Genomic DNA, 15,135 nt, shown 5'->3' with positions numbered 1-15,135 from the left:
GCCGACATTCAGGTCCATGGCCGAACCGCGATCGTGAAGGGCGTGGACCGCCTGACTGGGGCGCCCGTAATGGCCACCGATCTGCGCGCCTCGATGAGCCTGGTTCTGGCCGGCCTTGCAGCGAAGGGCGAGACGCAGGTCTCGCGCGTCTATCATCTCGATCGCGGCTATGAGCGACTGGAAGAAAAACTCTCGGCGGTCGGCGCCAATATCGAGCGCGATAGCGAGGGTTGAGGCAGCGGATGCTCGGGATATGATGGTCTGACGAGCCCATGACTTTCGCTGCTTCCGACAATCGCCCGCCGCCCGCTGCGCGGTGCATCCCGCTCTTCCCGACCCCGATGTTCAGTACCATGGTCGACGGGCATGCCGCCCTGAATAGCGCTTTGCTCACGGAGATAAGGAAGCATCGCGGCACCCAACGCGGCGTCAGCAAGTCCAACGTGCATGGCTGGCAGTCGGACAACGACATGACCCGGTGGGGCGGGGCGCCGGCGGAGCAGCTGGCTGCAACCGTGGTCGCGATGGCGTCGCGCATCACGGCGGATGCGCGCAATGATCCCACGCGGCGCGTGCGCTGGCGTCCGGAAATGTGGGCTAATGCCAGCGGATCGGGGGCGTCCAACCAGACGCATTGGCACCCCGGCTCTTATCTATCGGCCGTCTATTATGTGGACGATGGCTATGCCGGGTCCGCCTCGACCGAGCTGGGCGGAGAGCTGGTCTTCATCGATCCGCGCATGCCTTTCCTGCGGATGGGGGATCCCGAGCTGGCACGGCGTGGCGCGGACGGCAGCGCGCCCGGCACCGAGGCCTGGTTGCGCCCCCGCAGCGGATTGCTGGTGATGTTCCCGTCCTTCCTCGGCCACTCCGTCCGACCTTATCTGGGCAACGGGCTCCGCGTCAGCATCGCGATCAACCTGGTCGCGGCCTTCGAACCGGTGGCCGCACGATGAACATCGACGCCCTGTTCGAGACCAACGTCGTCATGGCGTCCGTGCCCGATGCCCCTGCGATCAACGCGGCGCTTGCGCCACTGCTGATGCGTGCCAGCCAAGGTGCGGCCGCCGCTCCGATCGCGTGGCATGGCCCCGTACCCCAAGATGCTGGGGTGGCGGAGCAGCAGGCCATCGCGCGCCTCACCGATCATGCTATCGCTTTGGCCCGGGCCTATACCGAACGCGGCGAAGCCGCCGCGCCGGTGCCGCGGTGGACAGCGCACATCAGGATGAACGTGGTACGCTTTGGCCAGTCGCCGTCGGAGATCGCGCCGGCCTATGATGCTTATTGGACCGCCGACTATATGGTCGATGATGGCTATGGCGGTTCGCCTGACCGGGCCTTGGCGGGTGAGCTGATATTGGAAGATCCGCGCCTGCCGGCCACGATGATGGAGCTGCCGGACTTGCGGTTGCGGCTGTCGGCCGATCCACGCGGCGTATTTTACGATCCCCAGGCTGCCATACGTCCCACGTCGGGTGTGATGTTGCTCCTGCCGACATGGCTGCGCCGTCATCATCGGCCGCTGCGCACTCGGCAGGTGCGAAGCTGGGTGTCGATCGCGCTGACACCCGCCCGCTAAGCCGCTGCGTTACCAGCTAATCAGAGGCGCACGGTGCCGCCAGCTACCACCATGGATCTCGTCCATGATGAAATTGGCGACATCGGCACGCGATATCGCGCCACCATGGAAATCGGACAGATCGGTGAGCGCGCGCACGGCGCCCCGTTCGGGCTTGTTGTTGAGCAGGGACGGGCGGACCAACGTCCAGTCCAGCCCGCTAGCACGAATGATCGCTTCCTGGCGGTTCTTGTCGGCATAGACGTTGCGCAACAGCAGCGGCATGATCAGCCGGTCGAACAGGAAGCCGCCATGGCCGGCACTGTCCCCGGCGCCGATGCCGGTGATGCAGATGAGCCGGGAGACCCCCTCGGCCCGCATGGCGTCCACCAGCGCCTGGGTCGCCCGTGAGAGAAACGTCACCTCCCGGATCGGGCTCAGCGCCGTGCCCAATGCGCTGATCACATAATCCTTGCCGGTCACAAGCGTGCGCAGGCTCGCGGGATCGAGCGCGTCGCCGGCGACGATCTCCGCCCCCTCCAGCACGCGCGCTTTGGCGGGGTCGCGCACCAGGGCGGTGACATGATGCCCTCTGGCGATCGCTTTGGCCACGATCTGGCGACCGGTACCCCCGGTGGCGCCGAGGAGCGCTATGCGGGAGGCGGCGTTGGGCTGTTGGCGAGAAGCGGTAGACATGATGGTCTCCTTCGGAGCGGGCCGTAATTGGGCGAATATGTGGGGACGCGGAAGGTCAGGATGATGCGATCTCGCTAGCGGCAAGAAGCTCGCGTGTCCGCCGCAGCGTGGAGAGAAGCGCGGCGCGATAGCCGTTGTCGCTATCGAATTGCGCCTGTTCGGCTTGTTCCTCGGGGCCGCCCGCCATCCTGTCGCGCAGGCCGAGGTAGCAATAGAAACGCAACTGCAGCGCTCCAGTCTCGTCTTCGAACAATTCGTTGACGATCGCCCCTTCGCGTGGCCCGGTCGCCTGGAAGAAGGTGACCTTGCGTTGCGGCTCCAGCGTGATGATTTCCCGCAGGTCGGTTCCGCCGATCGTCGCTTCCCGTACGAAGTGGGTCGCGCTCTCCTCGACGACGTCGCAGCGGGTGCACAGACCCGCAGGCAAGAACAAGCGGGCGTCCCGCGCCTTGAGGACAAGGCCGGCCCAGGCCTGGGCCCGGGTCAGCGGGATCTCACCCTCTGGATTCACGGAAACGGTGGCGGTCGAGTAGATCATGATAGGCTCCTGTATGGTTGGTTTCGCGCCCGAAGGCTGCCGCGCCCGGTTGGCCTTCACACCCTACTGATCCATAATCCTCGCAATAGACGGTGATTTTAGACAGGCCGTCTCACAGGTGGAACATATGGATCTTCTGGCACTGGCTGATTTTACCCTCGTGGCGCGGCATGGCGGCTTTGGCCGCGCCGCGCGCGCCAGCGGCCGGCCCAAGGCCACCCTTTCGCGGCGTGTGGCGGAGCTTGAGGCAAGTCTTGCCATACGGCTGTTCGAACGTAACGCGCGGACGCTGAAGTTGACCGAGGAAGGCCGGGCGTTGTTCGCGCGGACGGGCCAGTTGCTGACCGAGCTCGACGAAAGTGTCGCCGCGATTGCGGCGGGTGGCGAGAGGCCGCGCGGCACATTGCGGATCAGCGCGCCCCTGCTTTTCTCGCAGACCGCCATGGGTAAATTGGCGGCTGGATTTGCGAGGCAATATCCGGATGTCCGGCTTGAAATCACCGCCGAGGATCGGCCGGTGGAGATGGTCGAGGAAGGTTATGACCTTGCCATCCGCGTCAATCCGGAGCCGGATGAGACCCTTGTCGGCCGGATCTTCCTGCGCGACCGGTTGGTCGTGGTCGCCAGCCCCGGCCTGTCGCAACCCGCCGACGGCGACACTGTGCCGGCGATTGTTCGGGGCGGCACCGACCAGGGTGGAGCATGGGCGGTCAGCACGACAACAGGTCCGTCGACCATTTCCATCCGCGCGATCCTCGGCTTGTCCTCGCTGGTGATGGTGCGTGACGCCGCCCGGGCAGGCGTGGGGGTCGCGCGCCTGCCTGTGTCGCTGGTGGGCCGGGATCTCGCGGCGGGTCGGCTGTCGCATTGGGGGGATGTCGAAGGATCGGACATCACGCTGTGGACGCTCTATCCCTCGCGTCGGTTGCTAAGTGCGCGGGTGTCGGCCTTTCTGAACTTCCTCAAGGCGGCATTCCCGAAAGGCGAGCCCGAAGAATTGGCGGCCTATCTCGATTAGGGTGCGTTGATCCTCCCGCCTGCCTCACGGGATCAGGCCGCGCGCAACAACGTTCTTCCGTCATGTCGTCGGTGATCCGAACCTTCCATTACGATCCTGCCGAAAAGGCTTTGATCGTCACGTTCCGCACCGGCAAACGTTACGCCTATAGCGGCGTACCCGCTGAGGTGGTGAGCGCGCTGCGCAGTGCAGCGTCACTCGGCACGTTCTTCAACGCAGCGATCCGCGATCATTATCCGTTCGAACGGCTGCGATAAGGCGGCAACGAGGTTGCTCTTTGGAGCGACTTGCGTCCCGTTCGGATTGGCATCGCCAAGACTTGGCCGCTATCGCCGGGCCTCATTGGGAGGAGCCTGCGACTTTGACGACCGAGCATGTGGTAATCATTGGCGGCGGCTTTTCCGGCGCGCTGCAGGCGATCAACCTGCTGCGCCATCAGGGCCCGCGGGCGACTTTGATCGAGCGGCGCGGTGCGGCTGGGCGGGGTGTCGCCTATTCCGCGGCCCATCCGGATCATCTGCTCAATGTCCGGGCCGGCAATATGAGCGCGCTCCCGCAAGACCCGGACCATTTCTCGCGCTGGCTGGAACGGCATCATCCTACGCTCGTGGGCGGCTTTGCGCCCCGCCTGATCTATGGCGACTATCTGGGCGAACTGCTGGTGGAGGCGCGCGCGGCCGCGCCTGATCGGCTGACCGTCGTCGAAGGAGACGCGGTCGATCTTGCGCCGAATGGCGAAGCCTGGCGGGTGGCGCTCGCCGATGGAAGCCGGATCGACGCAGACGCCGTCGTGCTCGCGCCGGGCAACCTGCCGCCGCACATCCCGCCAAGCATCGACCCGGCCATCCTGCCGGCGGATGTCTTCATCGCCGAACCCTGGGGAAGCGACCTGGCGGAGGGGCTTACGGATCGCGATGAGGTGCTCGTGATCGGGTCCGGGCTGACCATGGTCGACATTGCCTTGCTGCTGGACGCGCGCGGCTTTCGCGGGCGGATCGTCGCCTTATCGCGCCGTGGGCTCAGCCCGCGCGCGCATGCCGCCGTCACGCCCTCGACGCTCGATATGCGTCCACCTGCGGAGGCCATGGCCCTCCTCCGCCACATGCGCGCCCGATCGGCCGAGGTCGGGTGGCGCGCGGCCGTGGACGAGATCCGGCCCTATACCGAAGGATTGTGGATGGCGGCGAGCCTGGAGGAACGCCGCCGGTTCCTGCGGCATGTGCGGGCATGGTGGGACGTTCATCGTCATCGCATCGCGCCGCAGGTTGCCGGCCGGATCGCGGCAATGCAGGCTGATGGGCGGCTGGATATCATTGCCGGAAAGTTGAGCGCGGCGAGGGCCGCCCTCTCTGGTGCGGAGGTGCGCTTCCGCCGTCGTGGCGCGGAGGCGCAGGAGACGCGGACGGTGCGCCGGATCATCAATGCGACCGGTCCTCAGGGGGATTTGCTGAGGAGCAGCGAGCCCTTGTTGCAGCGGCTGATCGCGCGCGGTGCGATCCGCCCCGATCCGCTGCACCTCGGGATCGACGTCACCCCCCAGTCGGAGGTGATCGACGCGCAGGGCGTGGCGCAACCGACGCTGCTGGCGGTCGGACCGATGACGCGCGGGACGTTCTGGGAGATTGTCGCGGTGCCGGATATCCGGCGGCAAACCTGGGCCGTCGCCCGTAAGCTCTCCAACGCGCATTGGGTGGGAGGCGAGGGGCTGTAGGATGTGCCTAAAAGAAAGCCCGATGGCTTGCGCCACCGGGCTGAAGGATCCGCCAGGGAGTCAACATGGCGTTGGATCCTGTATATTTCCTACCCGACGAATAGGAAATAGAAAAGCTACTTGCAGGGCCGAAAGCTGAGCTTCGGCCTCCCGCGCTTAGCCGTTGGTCAGCGCGTCTGCAGAGTTCGTGCCGTTGTCCAGCGTCGCGTCCGCACCATTGTCGACAGCGTTCAGGTCAGCTGCGCCCGTGTCGGTGGTCGCGTTCAGGTCTGCGCTGGTGTCGTTGACCGTCACGTTGGTGTTCTCGGTCTTGCTGGTGCAAGCCGACAGGCCCAGTGCGGCAGCAGCGATGATCGGCAGAACGATAAGCTTCTTCATGGGTAGTTCCCTCCTGATGGAACGCGGAGACATAGACGCGCTGCCGACACCGGGCAATCCCTATACTCATCATAGGATATTGACCCACTCTTGCCAGCGGCGCGTGCGAGGCCGAAACGACTATCTCTGAACGAGGAGAAGGTCCATGGCCAAAAAGGACAAGGCAGCACGGCTTCCGAAAAAGGTGGGCGGCGTGAAGCTGCCCAAGCAGTTGCGCAAATCGGCAGGCGTCATGGCGGAGCTCGCGCAGAACCCGATCGCGCGCGAGGTGGTCTCCGCCGCCCTGATTGCCGGTGCAGGCGCGCTGGCCAAGCGCAAGATCAAGGGGGCCGCCGCGCCGACCGCGCCCAAAGCCGGGGGCGAGCTCGACACCTTGATCGCGCAGGGCAGGGAAGTGGGCAATATGCTCGCGCAGGGCGTGGCGGCGTTCCTGGGTGAATTATTCAAGGCGCCTGACGAAAAAGCGGCGGCGGCGCCGACGGCGCCTCACGTCACGGCGGCCGCGAAGCCGGCCGTACCCAAGCGGCCCTCCGAAAGCGGCGGTGCGACGAAAGTCAGCGGGAAGCCGGTGCGCGCACGATCGACCCGGCCAGCAAAGCCCAAGTCGCCATCGACAGATAAGTAGGAAGTCCGCATCCACGGTCGGTGAGATCATCTCAACCGACCGGAGGACACTGGAGCGGGCGAAGGGATTCGAACCCTCGACCCCGACCTTGGCAAGGTCGTGCTCTACCCCTGAGCTACGCCCGCTCGCGTGCATCCGAGGATCAGACCCCGGGGGTGAGGGGCGGCTGTTAGCAACGGTTTCGGAGGGCCGCAACCCCCAAGTGACAATCATTATCGTCATTCATGTGGATAGTTTGCCGAACGGCTTTCGGGCTTGTGCGGCCGCCGCAACGACCCACATAGGTCACAACAGATAGGAGACATCATTTTGGCGACCTTGGGGATGAGTGCGGCCGACGCGCAGGCGATCGAGGCCTTCAAGCGCGACGTGATCGAGCCGTCGATGAGCGCGCTGGTCATTCTCGACTTTTGGGCGGAATGGTGCGGCCCGTGCAAGCAGCTGACCCCGGTGCTGGAAAAGGTCGCCGCGGCCTATGCCGGCAAAGGCGTCAAACTCGCCAAGATCAATGTCGACGAACAGAAGATGATTGCCGCGCAATTCCGTGTGCAGTCCATCCCCACGGTCTACGCTGTGTTCCAGGGGCAATTGGTGGCGGATCTTACGCCCGCGCGGACCGAGGGGCAGTTGACCAAATATCTGGACCAGCTGCTGAAGCAGCTTCCGGTCCACGGCGAAGAGGACGCGCTGCACGACGATATCGCTCCGATGATCGCAATGGGCGAAGAGGCGCTGGAGGATGGCGATGCCGAGCGCGCCTTGTCGATCTTCGGCCAGCTCTCCGAAGTGGCACCGGAGGATCTGCAGGTCATCGCAGGCCAGGCGCGCGCCTTGCTTGCCACCGGGCATGCCGAAGAAGCACGTACGCTGCTGGCGAACGTTCCGGCCGACAAGGCCAAGGATCCCGCGATCGCGCGCGCCAATGCGGCGGTTGCGTTGGCGAGCGACGCCGCGCCGGTGGATGACCTGGCGGGATTGCGTGCGCGCGTCGCCGCCACGCCGGACGATCAGGAAGCACGCTATGAGCTGGCCGGGGGCCTGATGGCGGCTGGCGATCGGGATGGTGCCGCCGAGCTTCTGCTCGGCTCGATCGAGCGCGATCGCGAGTGGAATGAGGGGGCCGCGCGCAAGCGGCTGCTTACCTTGTTCGAAGCGACCGGGTTGGAGGATTCGTGGGTGGCAGCGCAGCGTCGCAAGCTGTCGGCGATATTGTTCGGCTGATGATCAAGACCGGCACCCGCCTTTCCATTTTTCCGCTCGGCGGTGCGCTGCTGCTGCCGGGGGCGTTCCTGCCGCTGCATATCTTCGAGCCCCGCTATCGCGCGCTGGTCAGCGACGCGCTGGCGCGGGACCGTCGCATCGCGATGATCCAGCCGCTGCCGGGATCGCAGGGCGATCATCCGGCTTTGTTCGACGTGGGCTGCGTCGGCAAGGTCGGCCAGATCGAAGCATTGCCTGACGGCCGCTTCAACCTCGTCCTCGAAGGCGTGTCGCGCTTTCGCCTGCTGCGCGAGCTGGATGTGACCACGCCGTTCCGCCAAGTGCTGGCGGACCTGGAAAGCTTCGATGACGACGCTGCGGATCAGCTGGTGCTGGCCAGCGCCGCACGGGCCGGGATCGAACGCGAGGCGCGTCGCTTCGCTGCCGCGCACGGCTATGACATCGACTGGGATCAGGTCGCCCGTCTGGACGATGAATCGCTCGTCAATGGGCTGGCGCAGGTGATCCCGTTCGACGTGGCCGCCAAGCAGGCGCTGCTTGAAGCGGCCAATCTGGACGTCCGTGCCGATCTGCTCGCGGAACTTCTGCGTTTCTCCTCCTCCGGCGACGGCGAGGATATCACGCTGCAATAGCCTTGATCGCACCGCGCCGATGGCGGCGAACAGGTGGGCTTAGACTTCCATTCCTTGCAGCAACTTCGGCAGTGCGCCGGATTCGCCGCGCGCTTCGGCCATGAAGGCACGCTTCAATGGCGGGATGCGCCCCACCATGTCGAGGCCGAAACGGCGGATCGCCCGCGGTGTCCGCCCGGGCAGTCCGAACAGCCGCGTCAGGCCGTCGGTCGTGGCCGCGACTAGGAAGCTGTCGAGCGCACGCCACCGTTCATAGCGGGCCAGTAATTGCGCATCGCCCATGTCGAGCCCCAGCCGTGCGCCTTCCACCAGCACCTCAGCAAGAGCGGCGACGTCGCGGAAGCCCAGGTTGAGGCCTTGGCCGGCGATCGGGTGGATGCCGTGCCCGGCATCGCCAACCAGCGCCAGCCGCTCCGCCGTGATGCGGGCGGTATGATGGAAGCCAAGCGGGTAGGACGAACGCGGGCTGACTGAGCGGAGCGGCCCGAGCAGGCCGCCCATGCCCTTCTCCGCCTCCGCCAGAAACGCACGATCAGGCAGGCCCAGCATTGCGGCGCCATGCCGGCCGGCCACTGTCCAGACGATCGCGGACCGCGGCCCTTGATCGTCATCCAGCATCGGCAGCAGCGCAAACGGGCCGCTCGGGTAAAAGATTTCATGCGCAACGCCGCCATGCGGGCGCGCATGACCCAGGGTGGCGATGATCGCGGTGTGATCGTAGCTCCAGCGCGCCACGTTGATCCCGGCGGCAGCGCGTGAGGGCGAATTGCGGCCCTCCGCGCCGATCACAAGTCCTGCCGCGAAGGTACGCCCATCCGCCAGCGTCACCCGCGCTGATGCCGCGTCCCGCTCGACCTTGGCCGGCACGGCGGGCATGAGCAGGGTGACGTTGGCGGCTTCCGCCGCCGCCTCATGCAACGTGCGCCGTAACAGCCGGTTTTCGTACATCACGCCGAGCGGCCCCGAGGCCGGATCGGCATCGAACAGCAATGAGCGCGGCGTCAGCCCGTCGCTGACCTTGATGGAATGGATCGGGCAGCCCTGGCCCGCCAGCCGCGCGCCGATGCCGATCGCATCCAGCATGTGATGACTCGCGCTCGCCACGGCGGAGGCGCGACCATCGAAGCCGCGCGCCAGCACGTCGGCGGGCTCCGCCGGATCGACGACGATGCTCGACAGGCCGTGCGCATCCAGGGCGAGCGCCAGCGTCAGGCCGACCAACCCGCCGCCGAGGATGATGGTGTCCGCTCGTTCCAATGTCTTCTCCGCTACTCTCACCGCGGCGTCCGTTCGCATCGCAGGCTGCTGCAATGCCCTCGCATGCCGGCTGCGCGTAACCGTGGTGCGTCTGATCGCCTTACCGTGAGACGATATAGCGCCATACTAGGCCGCCGTCGCGTCCTCATGGCTCCGAAACAGCGCGCGGTCGTCATGGTTGAAGCCTTTGAACCAGATGATCGCACTGAAGGTGCCGAGGATCAGCGGCACGCCCACCGCCAGCTCGAACCATTCGAATTTATGGGGGAGGCGGGTCACGAAGTAGCCAAGCGTGCCCGCGACCAGCGCCGCCCAGATGAGCGACCAGCGCCAGCCATTGACGCGGGCGCCCAATATTCCGCGGAGCAGACGCGCCTTGGCGATGGCGGCAAGGCCGAGCGCGACCATCAGGGCGACGGCGGGTCCTGCGGCTGCGATCGGATCTACCCGCGGGTCCGGCCGTGCGCCGACCCACTCAGCATCGGCAAGTGCCGGCAGCAAGGCCCGGATGGCATAGACGAACGCCACGGATAAAGCCGCCTGCACCACGATCATCGCGCTGGAGATCGCCAGGTTGCGCCAAGGGGCGACATAGATCAGGGCGGCCTCGCTCACGACCGCCGTGGCGGCGATCGCCTCCGCAGCCAGCAGCACGGCCAGCGCGCCCGTGCCACCGACGAAGCTGGGACCGACCAAGCCCATCACGGCCTTGCCCGGGATGGAAAGGGCCAAGGCAATGCCGATCTGCGCGGCGATAATCCAGAAGCCCACCTGCCGCACCTGCTTGGCGACCGCGGCCTTGTTATCCTCCGCCAGATTCTGGGTGATGACCGGCCCCAGGATCGGATCGAAGCTGGTCTTCAGCTTCTGCGGCAGGCTGGCGACCTGCTGCGCGACATAATAGATGCCGACGATCGCCGGTGCGAAGAACAGGCCCAGCATCGCGATATCCAGCCGGCGCGACCCCCACTCGATTGCATCGGCACCGGCGAGCGGCAAATTCTTGATGGCGGTGCGGGACAGCTGGATCGGCTCGGGCCGCCAGCCGCGCGGGCGGCCATAGGTGCGGAGCAACGGGTAAAGCGAGGCCGCCAGTGCCGCGCCCGCGGAGATGGCATAGGCCATGATCAGACCGTCGCGCAGCGAATACCAAGCGAGCCCGAAGGCCGCGATGCTGATCACCCACGGCTCGATCAGGGACCGCGCCTTAACCGTTGCCGCGATATTTCCGCGATAGGCGAGTGCCGCCAGCGCGATATCCGATCCGGCCCAGCCAAAGATGGTCAGGGGCAGCAGGTAATCGCGATGATTGATCTCGCTGTTCGGAAACATGAGTTGCGGCATCGCCATCAGTACGGCCGCGGCGAGGATCGACGCGATCATGCCGACGAGCAGGCCGTCCCAGACGATGCAGCTCGGGTCGCGCTTGGAGGTGGACAATTGCTGCGCCAGGCCGCGCTTCAACCCCATCGTGGCGAGCTGTCCGGCGAACTCGACGATGATCGTCGCATAAGCGAACCGGCCAAGCGCGTCGGCCCCATACCAACGCCCTGCGATGAACAGGAATGGCAGCCGCGCGGCCAGGCGCAGCAGGAAGCCGAAAAAGTTGGTGCGACCGCCCTTGGCGAGCGTTTCGATGTCGCCGGGGCCGGTCGCGGCCAGTGCGGTGGCGCTCAATGCCGGACCCGGATTGGCGGCGCCTGTCGGCGGGTGCGGCTGTCGCCCTGCAGACGGATGCGGCCCAGCGCGTTTCCGGCCGCGGCCGTCCACCACGCCGAGGGAATGGAACCGGCGCTCAATGCGCGTCGCCCCAACTGCGGCCGGTGCCGATTTCGATGCCGAGCGGGACCGACAGATGGACGTGCGGCGCCGCGGCTTCGGCCATCACACGCTCGATCACGGGCGTGGCGGCGGCCACATCCCCTTCGGGCAGTTCGAAGACGAGTTCGTCATGGACCTGGAGCAGCATGCGCACGTCGTCTAAACCCGCAGCCTGCAGGGCCGGGCCCATGCGGACCATCGCGCGCTTGATGATATCGGCGCTGGTGCCCTGGATCGGCGCGTTGATTGCCTGCCGCTCGGCGCTCTGGCGTTCGCCGACGGTCTTGCCTTTGATCCCCGGAAGATGCGTCTTGCGACCGAACAAGGTGGTGACGAAGCCCTTCGATCGAAGCTCGTTGATCGTCTCTGCCATATAATTCTTCACGCCGGGGAAGCGATCGAAATAGCGGTCGATGATCGCCTGGGCCTCCGTCCGATCGACGGCCAGCCGGCCGGCCAGGCCCCAGGAGGAGATGCCATACAGGATCGCGAAGTTGATCGTCTTGGCCTTCGCGCGCGTGTCGCGATCGACCGCGCCGAACAGCTCCTCCGCGGTGAGATTGTGGATGTCCTGCCCTTGCGCGAACGCCTCCCGCAATTGGGGCACGTCCGCCATATGTGCGGCCAGTCGCAGCTCGATCTGCGAATAGTCGGCCGCCAGCAGCACATGGCCGGGCGGTGCGACGAAGGCGTGGCGAATGCGCCGGCCAAGCTCGCTGCGGATCGGGATATTCTGCAGGTTGGGATCGGTCGACGAGAGCCGCCCGGTCTGCGCGACCGCCAGGCTGAAGCAGGTATGGACGCGATCCGTGGCGGGATTGATCTGCTGCTGCAGTGCGTCGGTGTAGGTCGATTTCAGCTTCGTCAGCTGGCGCCAGTCGAGCACGAGCCGGGCCACCTCGACCCCGTCCGCGGCCAATCGCTCCAGTTCGTTGACATCGGTCGAATAGACGCCGGACTTCCCCTTGCGGCCGCCTTCCAGGCCAAGCCGGTCGAACAGGACCTCGCCCAATTGCTTGGGGCTGCCGATCGTGAACGGCCCGCCCGCGGCCTCATGGACCTTCGCCTCCAGCCGGACGATCTCCTCACCAAATTCGGTGGAAAGCCGGTGCAACTCGGCTCGGTCGACCAGGATGCCCGCGCGCTCCATCTCGGCCACCACCGGAACCAGCGGGCGGTCCACCAGCTCATAGACGCGGTTTGCCTGCTCCGGCACCAGCCGCGGCTTGAGCCGCTGCCACAGGCGCAAGGTCACGTCGGCGTCCTCGGCCGCATATTCGGTCGCCCGATCCAGCGGTACCATGTCGAAGCTGATCTGGTTCTTGCCGCTGCCACAGACGTCCTTGAACTCGATGCAGGCGTGATCCAGGTGCCGCCTGGCGAGCTCGTCCATGCCATGGCCGCCGAGGCCCGCGTCCAGATCGTAGGACAGCAGCATCGTATCGTCATAAGGCGCGACGTCGATGCCGCTCCGGCGGAACATGATCAGATCATATTTCAGGTTCTGGCCGATCTTCAGGATCGCCGGATCTTCCAGCAGCGGCTTCAGCTTCGCCAGGACGAGCGGGTGAGGTAGCTGCTCGGGGCGCTCTGTCAGCAGATCCTCGCCACCGCGGCCATGTCCGACCGGAATGTAGCAGGCCTTGCCCGGCGCGGTGGCCAGGCTCACGCCCACCAGATTGGCGCGGATGCAGTCGATATGATCGGTCTCGGTGTCGACCACGACCACGCCGGCGGCATAGGCTTGCGCGATCCAGCGATCGAGATCGGCTTCCGTGATGACCGTTTCATAGTCTTTGTGCGTGAACGGCACCGCATCGGCGACGCGCGCCGGCAGCGCCGCGCTGGCTTCCTCGCCGCCCAACTTGGTCAGCAGCGATCGGAAACCCTGCTCGGTCAGGAATTGCTGCAGCGGCTCCTTCGGCAAACCTTTGAGGATCAGCTCATCGAGCGGCTGGGGCAGGGGGCGGTCGCACACCAGGCGGACCAGTTCCCGGCTGAGCCGCGCATTATCGGCATGCTCGACCAGGCTCTGGCTGAGCTTCGGCTTTTTGATGCCGGGGGCCGCCGCGAGCACGCCCTCCAGGTCGCCATAGGTCCGGATCAGTTCGCTCGCCGTCTTCGGGCCGACGCCGGGCACGCCCGGAACATTGTCGACACTGTCGCCCATCAGCGCGAGCACATCGCCCAGCTGCTCCGGCTCGACGCCGAATTTCTCCAGCACATGTTCGCGGCCGAGACGGCGATTGTTCATCGTGTCGAACAGGTCGAGCCGGCCCGGTTCGATCAACTGCATCAGATCCTTGTCGGAGCTGACGATCGTCACCTTCCAGTCTGCGGCCAGGGCAGCCTTGGCGTAACAGGCGATGATATCGTCGGCTTCCAGCCCTTCCTCTTCGATACAGGGCAGCGAAAAGGCGCGGGTTGCCTCGCGGATCAGCGGAAATTGCGGAACCAGATCCTCGGGCGGCGGTGGCCGGTGCGCCTTGTACTGATCGTACATGTCGTTGCGGAACGTCTTGGACGACGCATCGAAGATCACCGCCATGTGGGTCGGCCCGTCGGCGGCGTGGAGTTCCTCCACCAGCTTCCACATCATGGTGGTGAAGCCATAGACCGCGCCCGCCGGCTGGCCATGCTTGTTGGTAAGGGGGGGAAGTCGATGATAAGCCCGGAAAATATAGCCGGAGCCGTCGACGAGGTAGAGATGATTGGAGGCCATGCGGGTGTCGTTCTAGCAGGCCGCTTGAGCCTGCACAGCCTCCCTTTCGCGAAAGGCGGGGATCGGGCAAACACCCTGTCTCATAACAGAGGGGCTCAGATGATGCGAACGGCTGGAATCACGATGATGATCGCTTCGGCGCTCCTGGCGGGGCCGCTTCATGCCGCACCCAGTGCCGCGATCAAGGCGGCGGTCGCCAATCCGGCGCGGCAAGCCGCCGAACGCCCGCGGGATCGCTACCGCCATCCGGCCGAAACGCTGAGCTTCTTCGGCGTCGCTCCCGGCCAGACGGTCATCGAATATTCCCCCGGCGGCGGCTGGTATACGCGCATCCTGATGCCGTTGCTGGCCGGCAACGGCCATTATGTCGCGGTTGTCGGCAATAACCCGCGTGCAGTCGATGGTACCAAGAAGCTGATCGCGACGCTGCCTGGCGCGGCAGACGCCACGGTATCCGTCTTCGATCCTGCCACGGCGACGATGGCGCCGGCCGGCAGCGCAGATCGCGTGCTCACCTTCCGCAACGTCCACAATCTGCTGATGGCGGACGATGGCGGGGACAAGAATGGCACAGTCGCACGCGCCTTCTTCCAGGCCGCCTACAAGGCGCTGAAGCCGGGCGGCATGCTGGGCGTGGTCGATCATCGCCTGCCGGAATCGGCGTCAAAGGACCGCGAGGACAAGAGCGGTTACGTCAAACGCTCCACCGTCATACGCCTCGCTTCGGAGGCCGGCTTCAAACTCGCGGGCGAGAGCGAGATCAACGCCAACCCCAAGGACACGGCCGATTGGCCGCAAGGTGTCTGGACATTGCCGCCGACGTTGCAACTGGGCGATCAGGATCGCGCCAAATATCTCGCGATTGGCGAGAGCGATCGCATGACCTTGCGCTTCGTCAAGCCGCGCTAGCGGCGTTGCGATAGCCGGGTGGGCGGCCGCGCCGGTAACGGCGCGG

15 protein-coding genes, 1 tRNA gene and 1 pseudogene are annotated in these 15,135 nt (G+C 65.8%); 10 read left to right on the top strand and 7 right to left on the bottom strand.

Annotated features, from left to right (window positions below; genetic code table 11):
- The 3 genes and pseudogenes from ACOJSI_RS13565 to ACOJSI_RS13555 all read left to right on the top strand — a co-directional run.
- A pseudogene (locus tag ACOJSI_RS13565) lies at positions 1-234 on the top strand (UDP-N-acetylglucosamine 1-carboxyvinyltransferase); the annotation flags it as partial.
- Positions 235-272: 38 nt separating this feature from the next.
- Positions 273-956: a TIGR02466 family protein gene (locus tag ACOJSI_RS13560; protein WP_420138827.1), complete on the top strand. Its 684-nt coding sequence runs from the start codon at positions 273-275 to the stop codon at positions 954-956.
- Positions 953-1,582: a hypothetical protein gene (locus ACOJSI_RS13555; protein WP_420138826.1), complete on the top strand. Its 630-nt coding sequence runs from the start codon at positions 953-955 to the stop codon at positions 1,580-1,582. The genes ACOJSI_RS13560 and ACOJSI_RS13555 overlap by 4 nt, the downstream gene beginning before the upstream one ends.
- 9 nt (positions 1,583-1,591) lie before the next feature.
- Here ACOJSI_RS13555 and ACOJSI_RS13550 read toward each other — a convergent pair whose 3' ends face one another.
- Positions 1,592-2,257, bottom strand: coding sequence for an NAD(P)-dependent oxidoreductase (locus ACOJSI_RS13550; protein ID WP_420138825.1), 666 nt, complete (start codon positions 2,255-2,257; stop codon positions 1,592-1,594).
- Between the two features lie 55 nt (positions 2,258-2,312).
- Positions 2,313-2,795, bottom strand: a complete 483-nt coding sequence (locus tag ACOJSI_RS13545; protein WP_420138824.1) for an SRPBCC family protein — start codon at positions 2,793-2,795, stop codon at positions 2,313-2,315.
- A 127-nt stretch (positions 2,796-2,922) separates the two neighbouring features.
- Here ACOJSI_RS13545 and ACOJSI_RS13540 point away from each other — a divergent pair, with 127 nt between their 5' ends.
- The 3 genes from ACOJSI_RS13540 to ACOJSI_RS13530 all read left to right on the top strand — a co-directional run bounded on the left by ACOJSI_RS13540 (position 2,923) and on the right by ACOJSI_RS13530 (position 5,524).
- Positions 2,923-3,813 carry a LysR family transcriptional regulator gene (locus tag ACOJSI_RS13540; protein ID WP_420138823.1) on the top strand — a complete coding sequence of 297 codons (891 nt, stop codon included), beginning with the start codon at positions 2,923-2,925 and terminating at the stop codon, positions 3,811-3,813.
- Positions 3,814-3,875: 62 nt separating this feature from the next.
- Positions 3,876-4,070 (top strand): KTSC domain-containing protein, encoded by a 195-nt coding sequence (locus ACOJSI_RS13535; protein WP_420138822.1) that lies wholly within the window; start codon positions 3,876-3,878, stop codon positions 4,068-4,070.
- 104 nt (positions 4,071-4,174) lie between these two features.
- On the top strand, positions 4,175-5,524 hold the full coding sequence (locus tag ACOJSI_RS13530; protein ID WP_420138821.1) for an FAD/NAD(P)-binding protein: 1,350 nt from the start codon (positions 4,175-4,177) through the stop codon (positions 5,522-5,524).
- A gap of 156 nt (positions 5,525-5,680) precedes the next feature.
- Here the strand turns inward: ACOJSI_RS13530 and ACOJSI_RS13525 are convergent, their stop codons facing one another.
- The gene (locus ACOJSI_RS13525; RefSeq protein ID WP_420138820.1) at positions 5,681-5,902 is read right to left on the bottom strand and encodes a hypothetical protein; all 222 of its coding nucleotides are present in this window, start codon (positions 5,900-5,902) and stop codon (positions 5,681-5,683) included.
- A 145-nt stretch (positions 5,903-6,047) separates the two neighbouring features.
- On the opposite strand from ACOJSI_RS13525, the gene ACOJSI_RS13520 reads away from it, so the two are divergent.
- Positions 6,048-6,527, top strand: coding sequence for a hypothetical protein (locus ACOJSI_RS13520; RefSeq protein WP_420138819.1), 480 nt, complete (start codon positions 6,048-6,050; stop codon positions 6,525-6,527).
- 50 nt (positions 6,528-6,577) lie between these two features.
- Here the strand turns inward: ACOJSI_RS13520 and ACOJSI_RS13515 are convergent.
- Positions 6,578-6,652: transfer RNA gene (locus tag ACOJSI_RS13515), tRNA-Gly, on the bottom strand.
- Between the two features lie 199 nt (positions 6,653-6,851).
- Between ACOJSI_RS13515 and ACOJSI_RS13510 the strand changes: the two genes are divergently transcribed.
- Positions 6,852-7,748, top strand: coding sequence for a tetratricopeptide repeat protein (locus ACOJSI_RS13510; protein ID WP_420138829.1), 897 nt, complete (start codon positions 6,852-6,854; stop codon positions 7,746-7,748).
- Complete coding sequence (locus ACOJSI_RS13505; protein ID WP_420138818.1) at positions 7,748-8,380, top strand: LON peptidase substrate-binding domain-containing protein; 633 nt, start codon at positions 7,748-7,750, stop codon at positions 8,378-8,380. The genes ACOJSI_RS13510 and ACOJSI_RS13505 overlap by 1 nt, the downstream gene beginning before the upstream one ends.
- 39 nt (positions 8,381-8,419) lie before the next feature.
- Here the strand turns inward: ACOJSI_RS13505 and ACOJSI_RS13500 are convergent, their stop codons facing one another.
- From ACOJSI_RS13500 to polA, 3 genes are all read right to left on the bottom strand, one after another.
- Positions 8,420-9,676, bottom strand: coding sequence for an FAD-dependent monooxygenase (locus ACOJSI_RS13500; protein ID WP_420138817.1), 1,257 nt, complete (start codon positions 9,674-9,676; stop codon positions 8,420-8,422).
- A gap of 87 nt (positions 9,677-9,763) precedes the next feature.
- Positions 9,764-11,314, bottom strand: coding sequence for a lipopolysaccharide biosynthesis protein (locus ACOJSI_RS13495; protein ID WP_420138816.1), 1,551 nt, complete (start codon positions 11,312-11,314; stop codon positions 9,764-9,766).
- Positions 11,315-11,432: 118 nt separating this feature from the next.
- The gene (polA, locus tag ACOJSI_RS13490; protein WP_420138815.1) at positions 11,433-14,180 is read right to left on the bottom strand and encodes a DNA polymerase I; all 2,748 of its coding nucleotides are present in this window, start codon (positions 14,178-14,180) and stop codon (positions 11,433-11,435) included.
- A gap of 123 nt (positions 14,181-14,303) precedes the next feature.
- On the opposite strand from polA, the gene ACOJSI_RS13485 reads away from it, so the two are divergent.
- Positions 14,304-15,089, top strand: a complete 786-nt coding sequence (locus tag ACOJSI_RS13485) for a class I SAM-dependent methyltransferase (protein ID WP_420138814.1) — start codon at positions 14,304-14,306, stop codon at positions 15,087-15,089.
- Positions 15,090-15,135 lie beyond the last annotated feature (46 nt).

Origin of the sequence: Sphingomonas sp. (genome assembly GCF_048595155.1) — a bacterium.
Classification (GTDB): domain Bacteria; phylum Pseudomonadota; class Alphaproteobacteria; order Sphingomonadales; family Sphingomonadaceae; genus Sphingomonas_I.
Note: the sequence above shows the minus strand (reverse complement) of the source record. Positions and strands in the feature narration are given on the sequence as shown.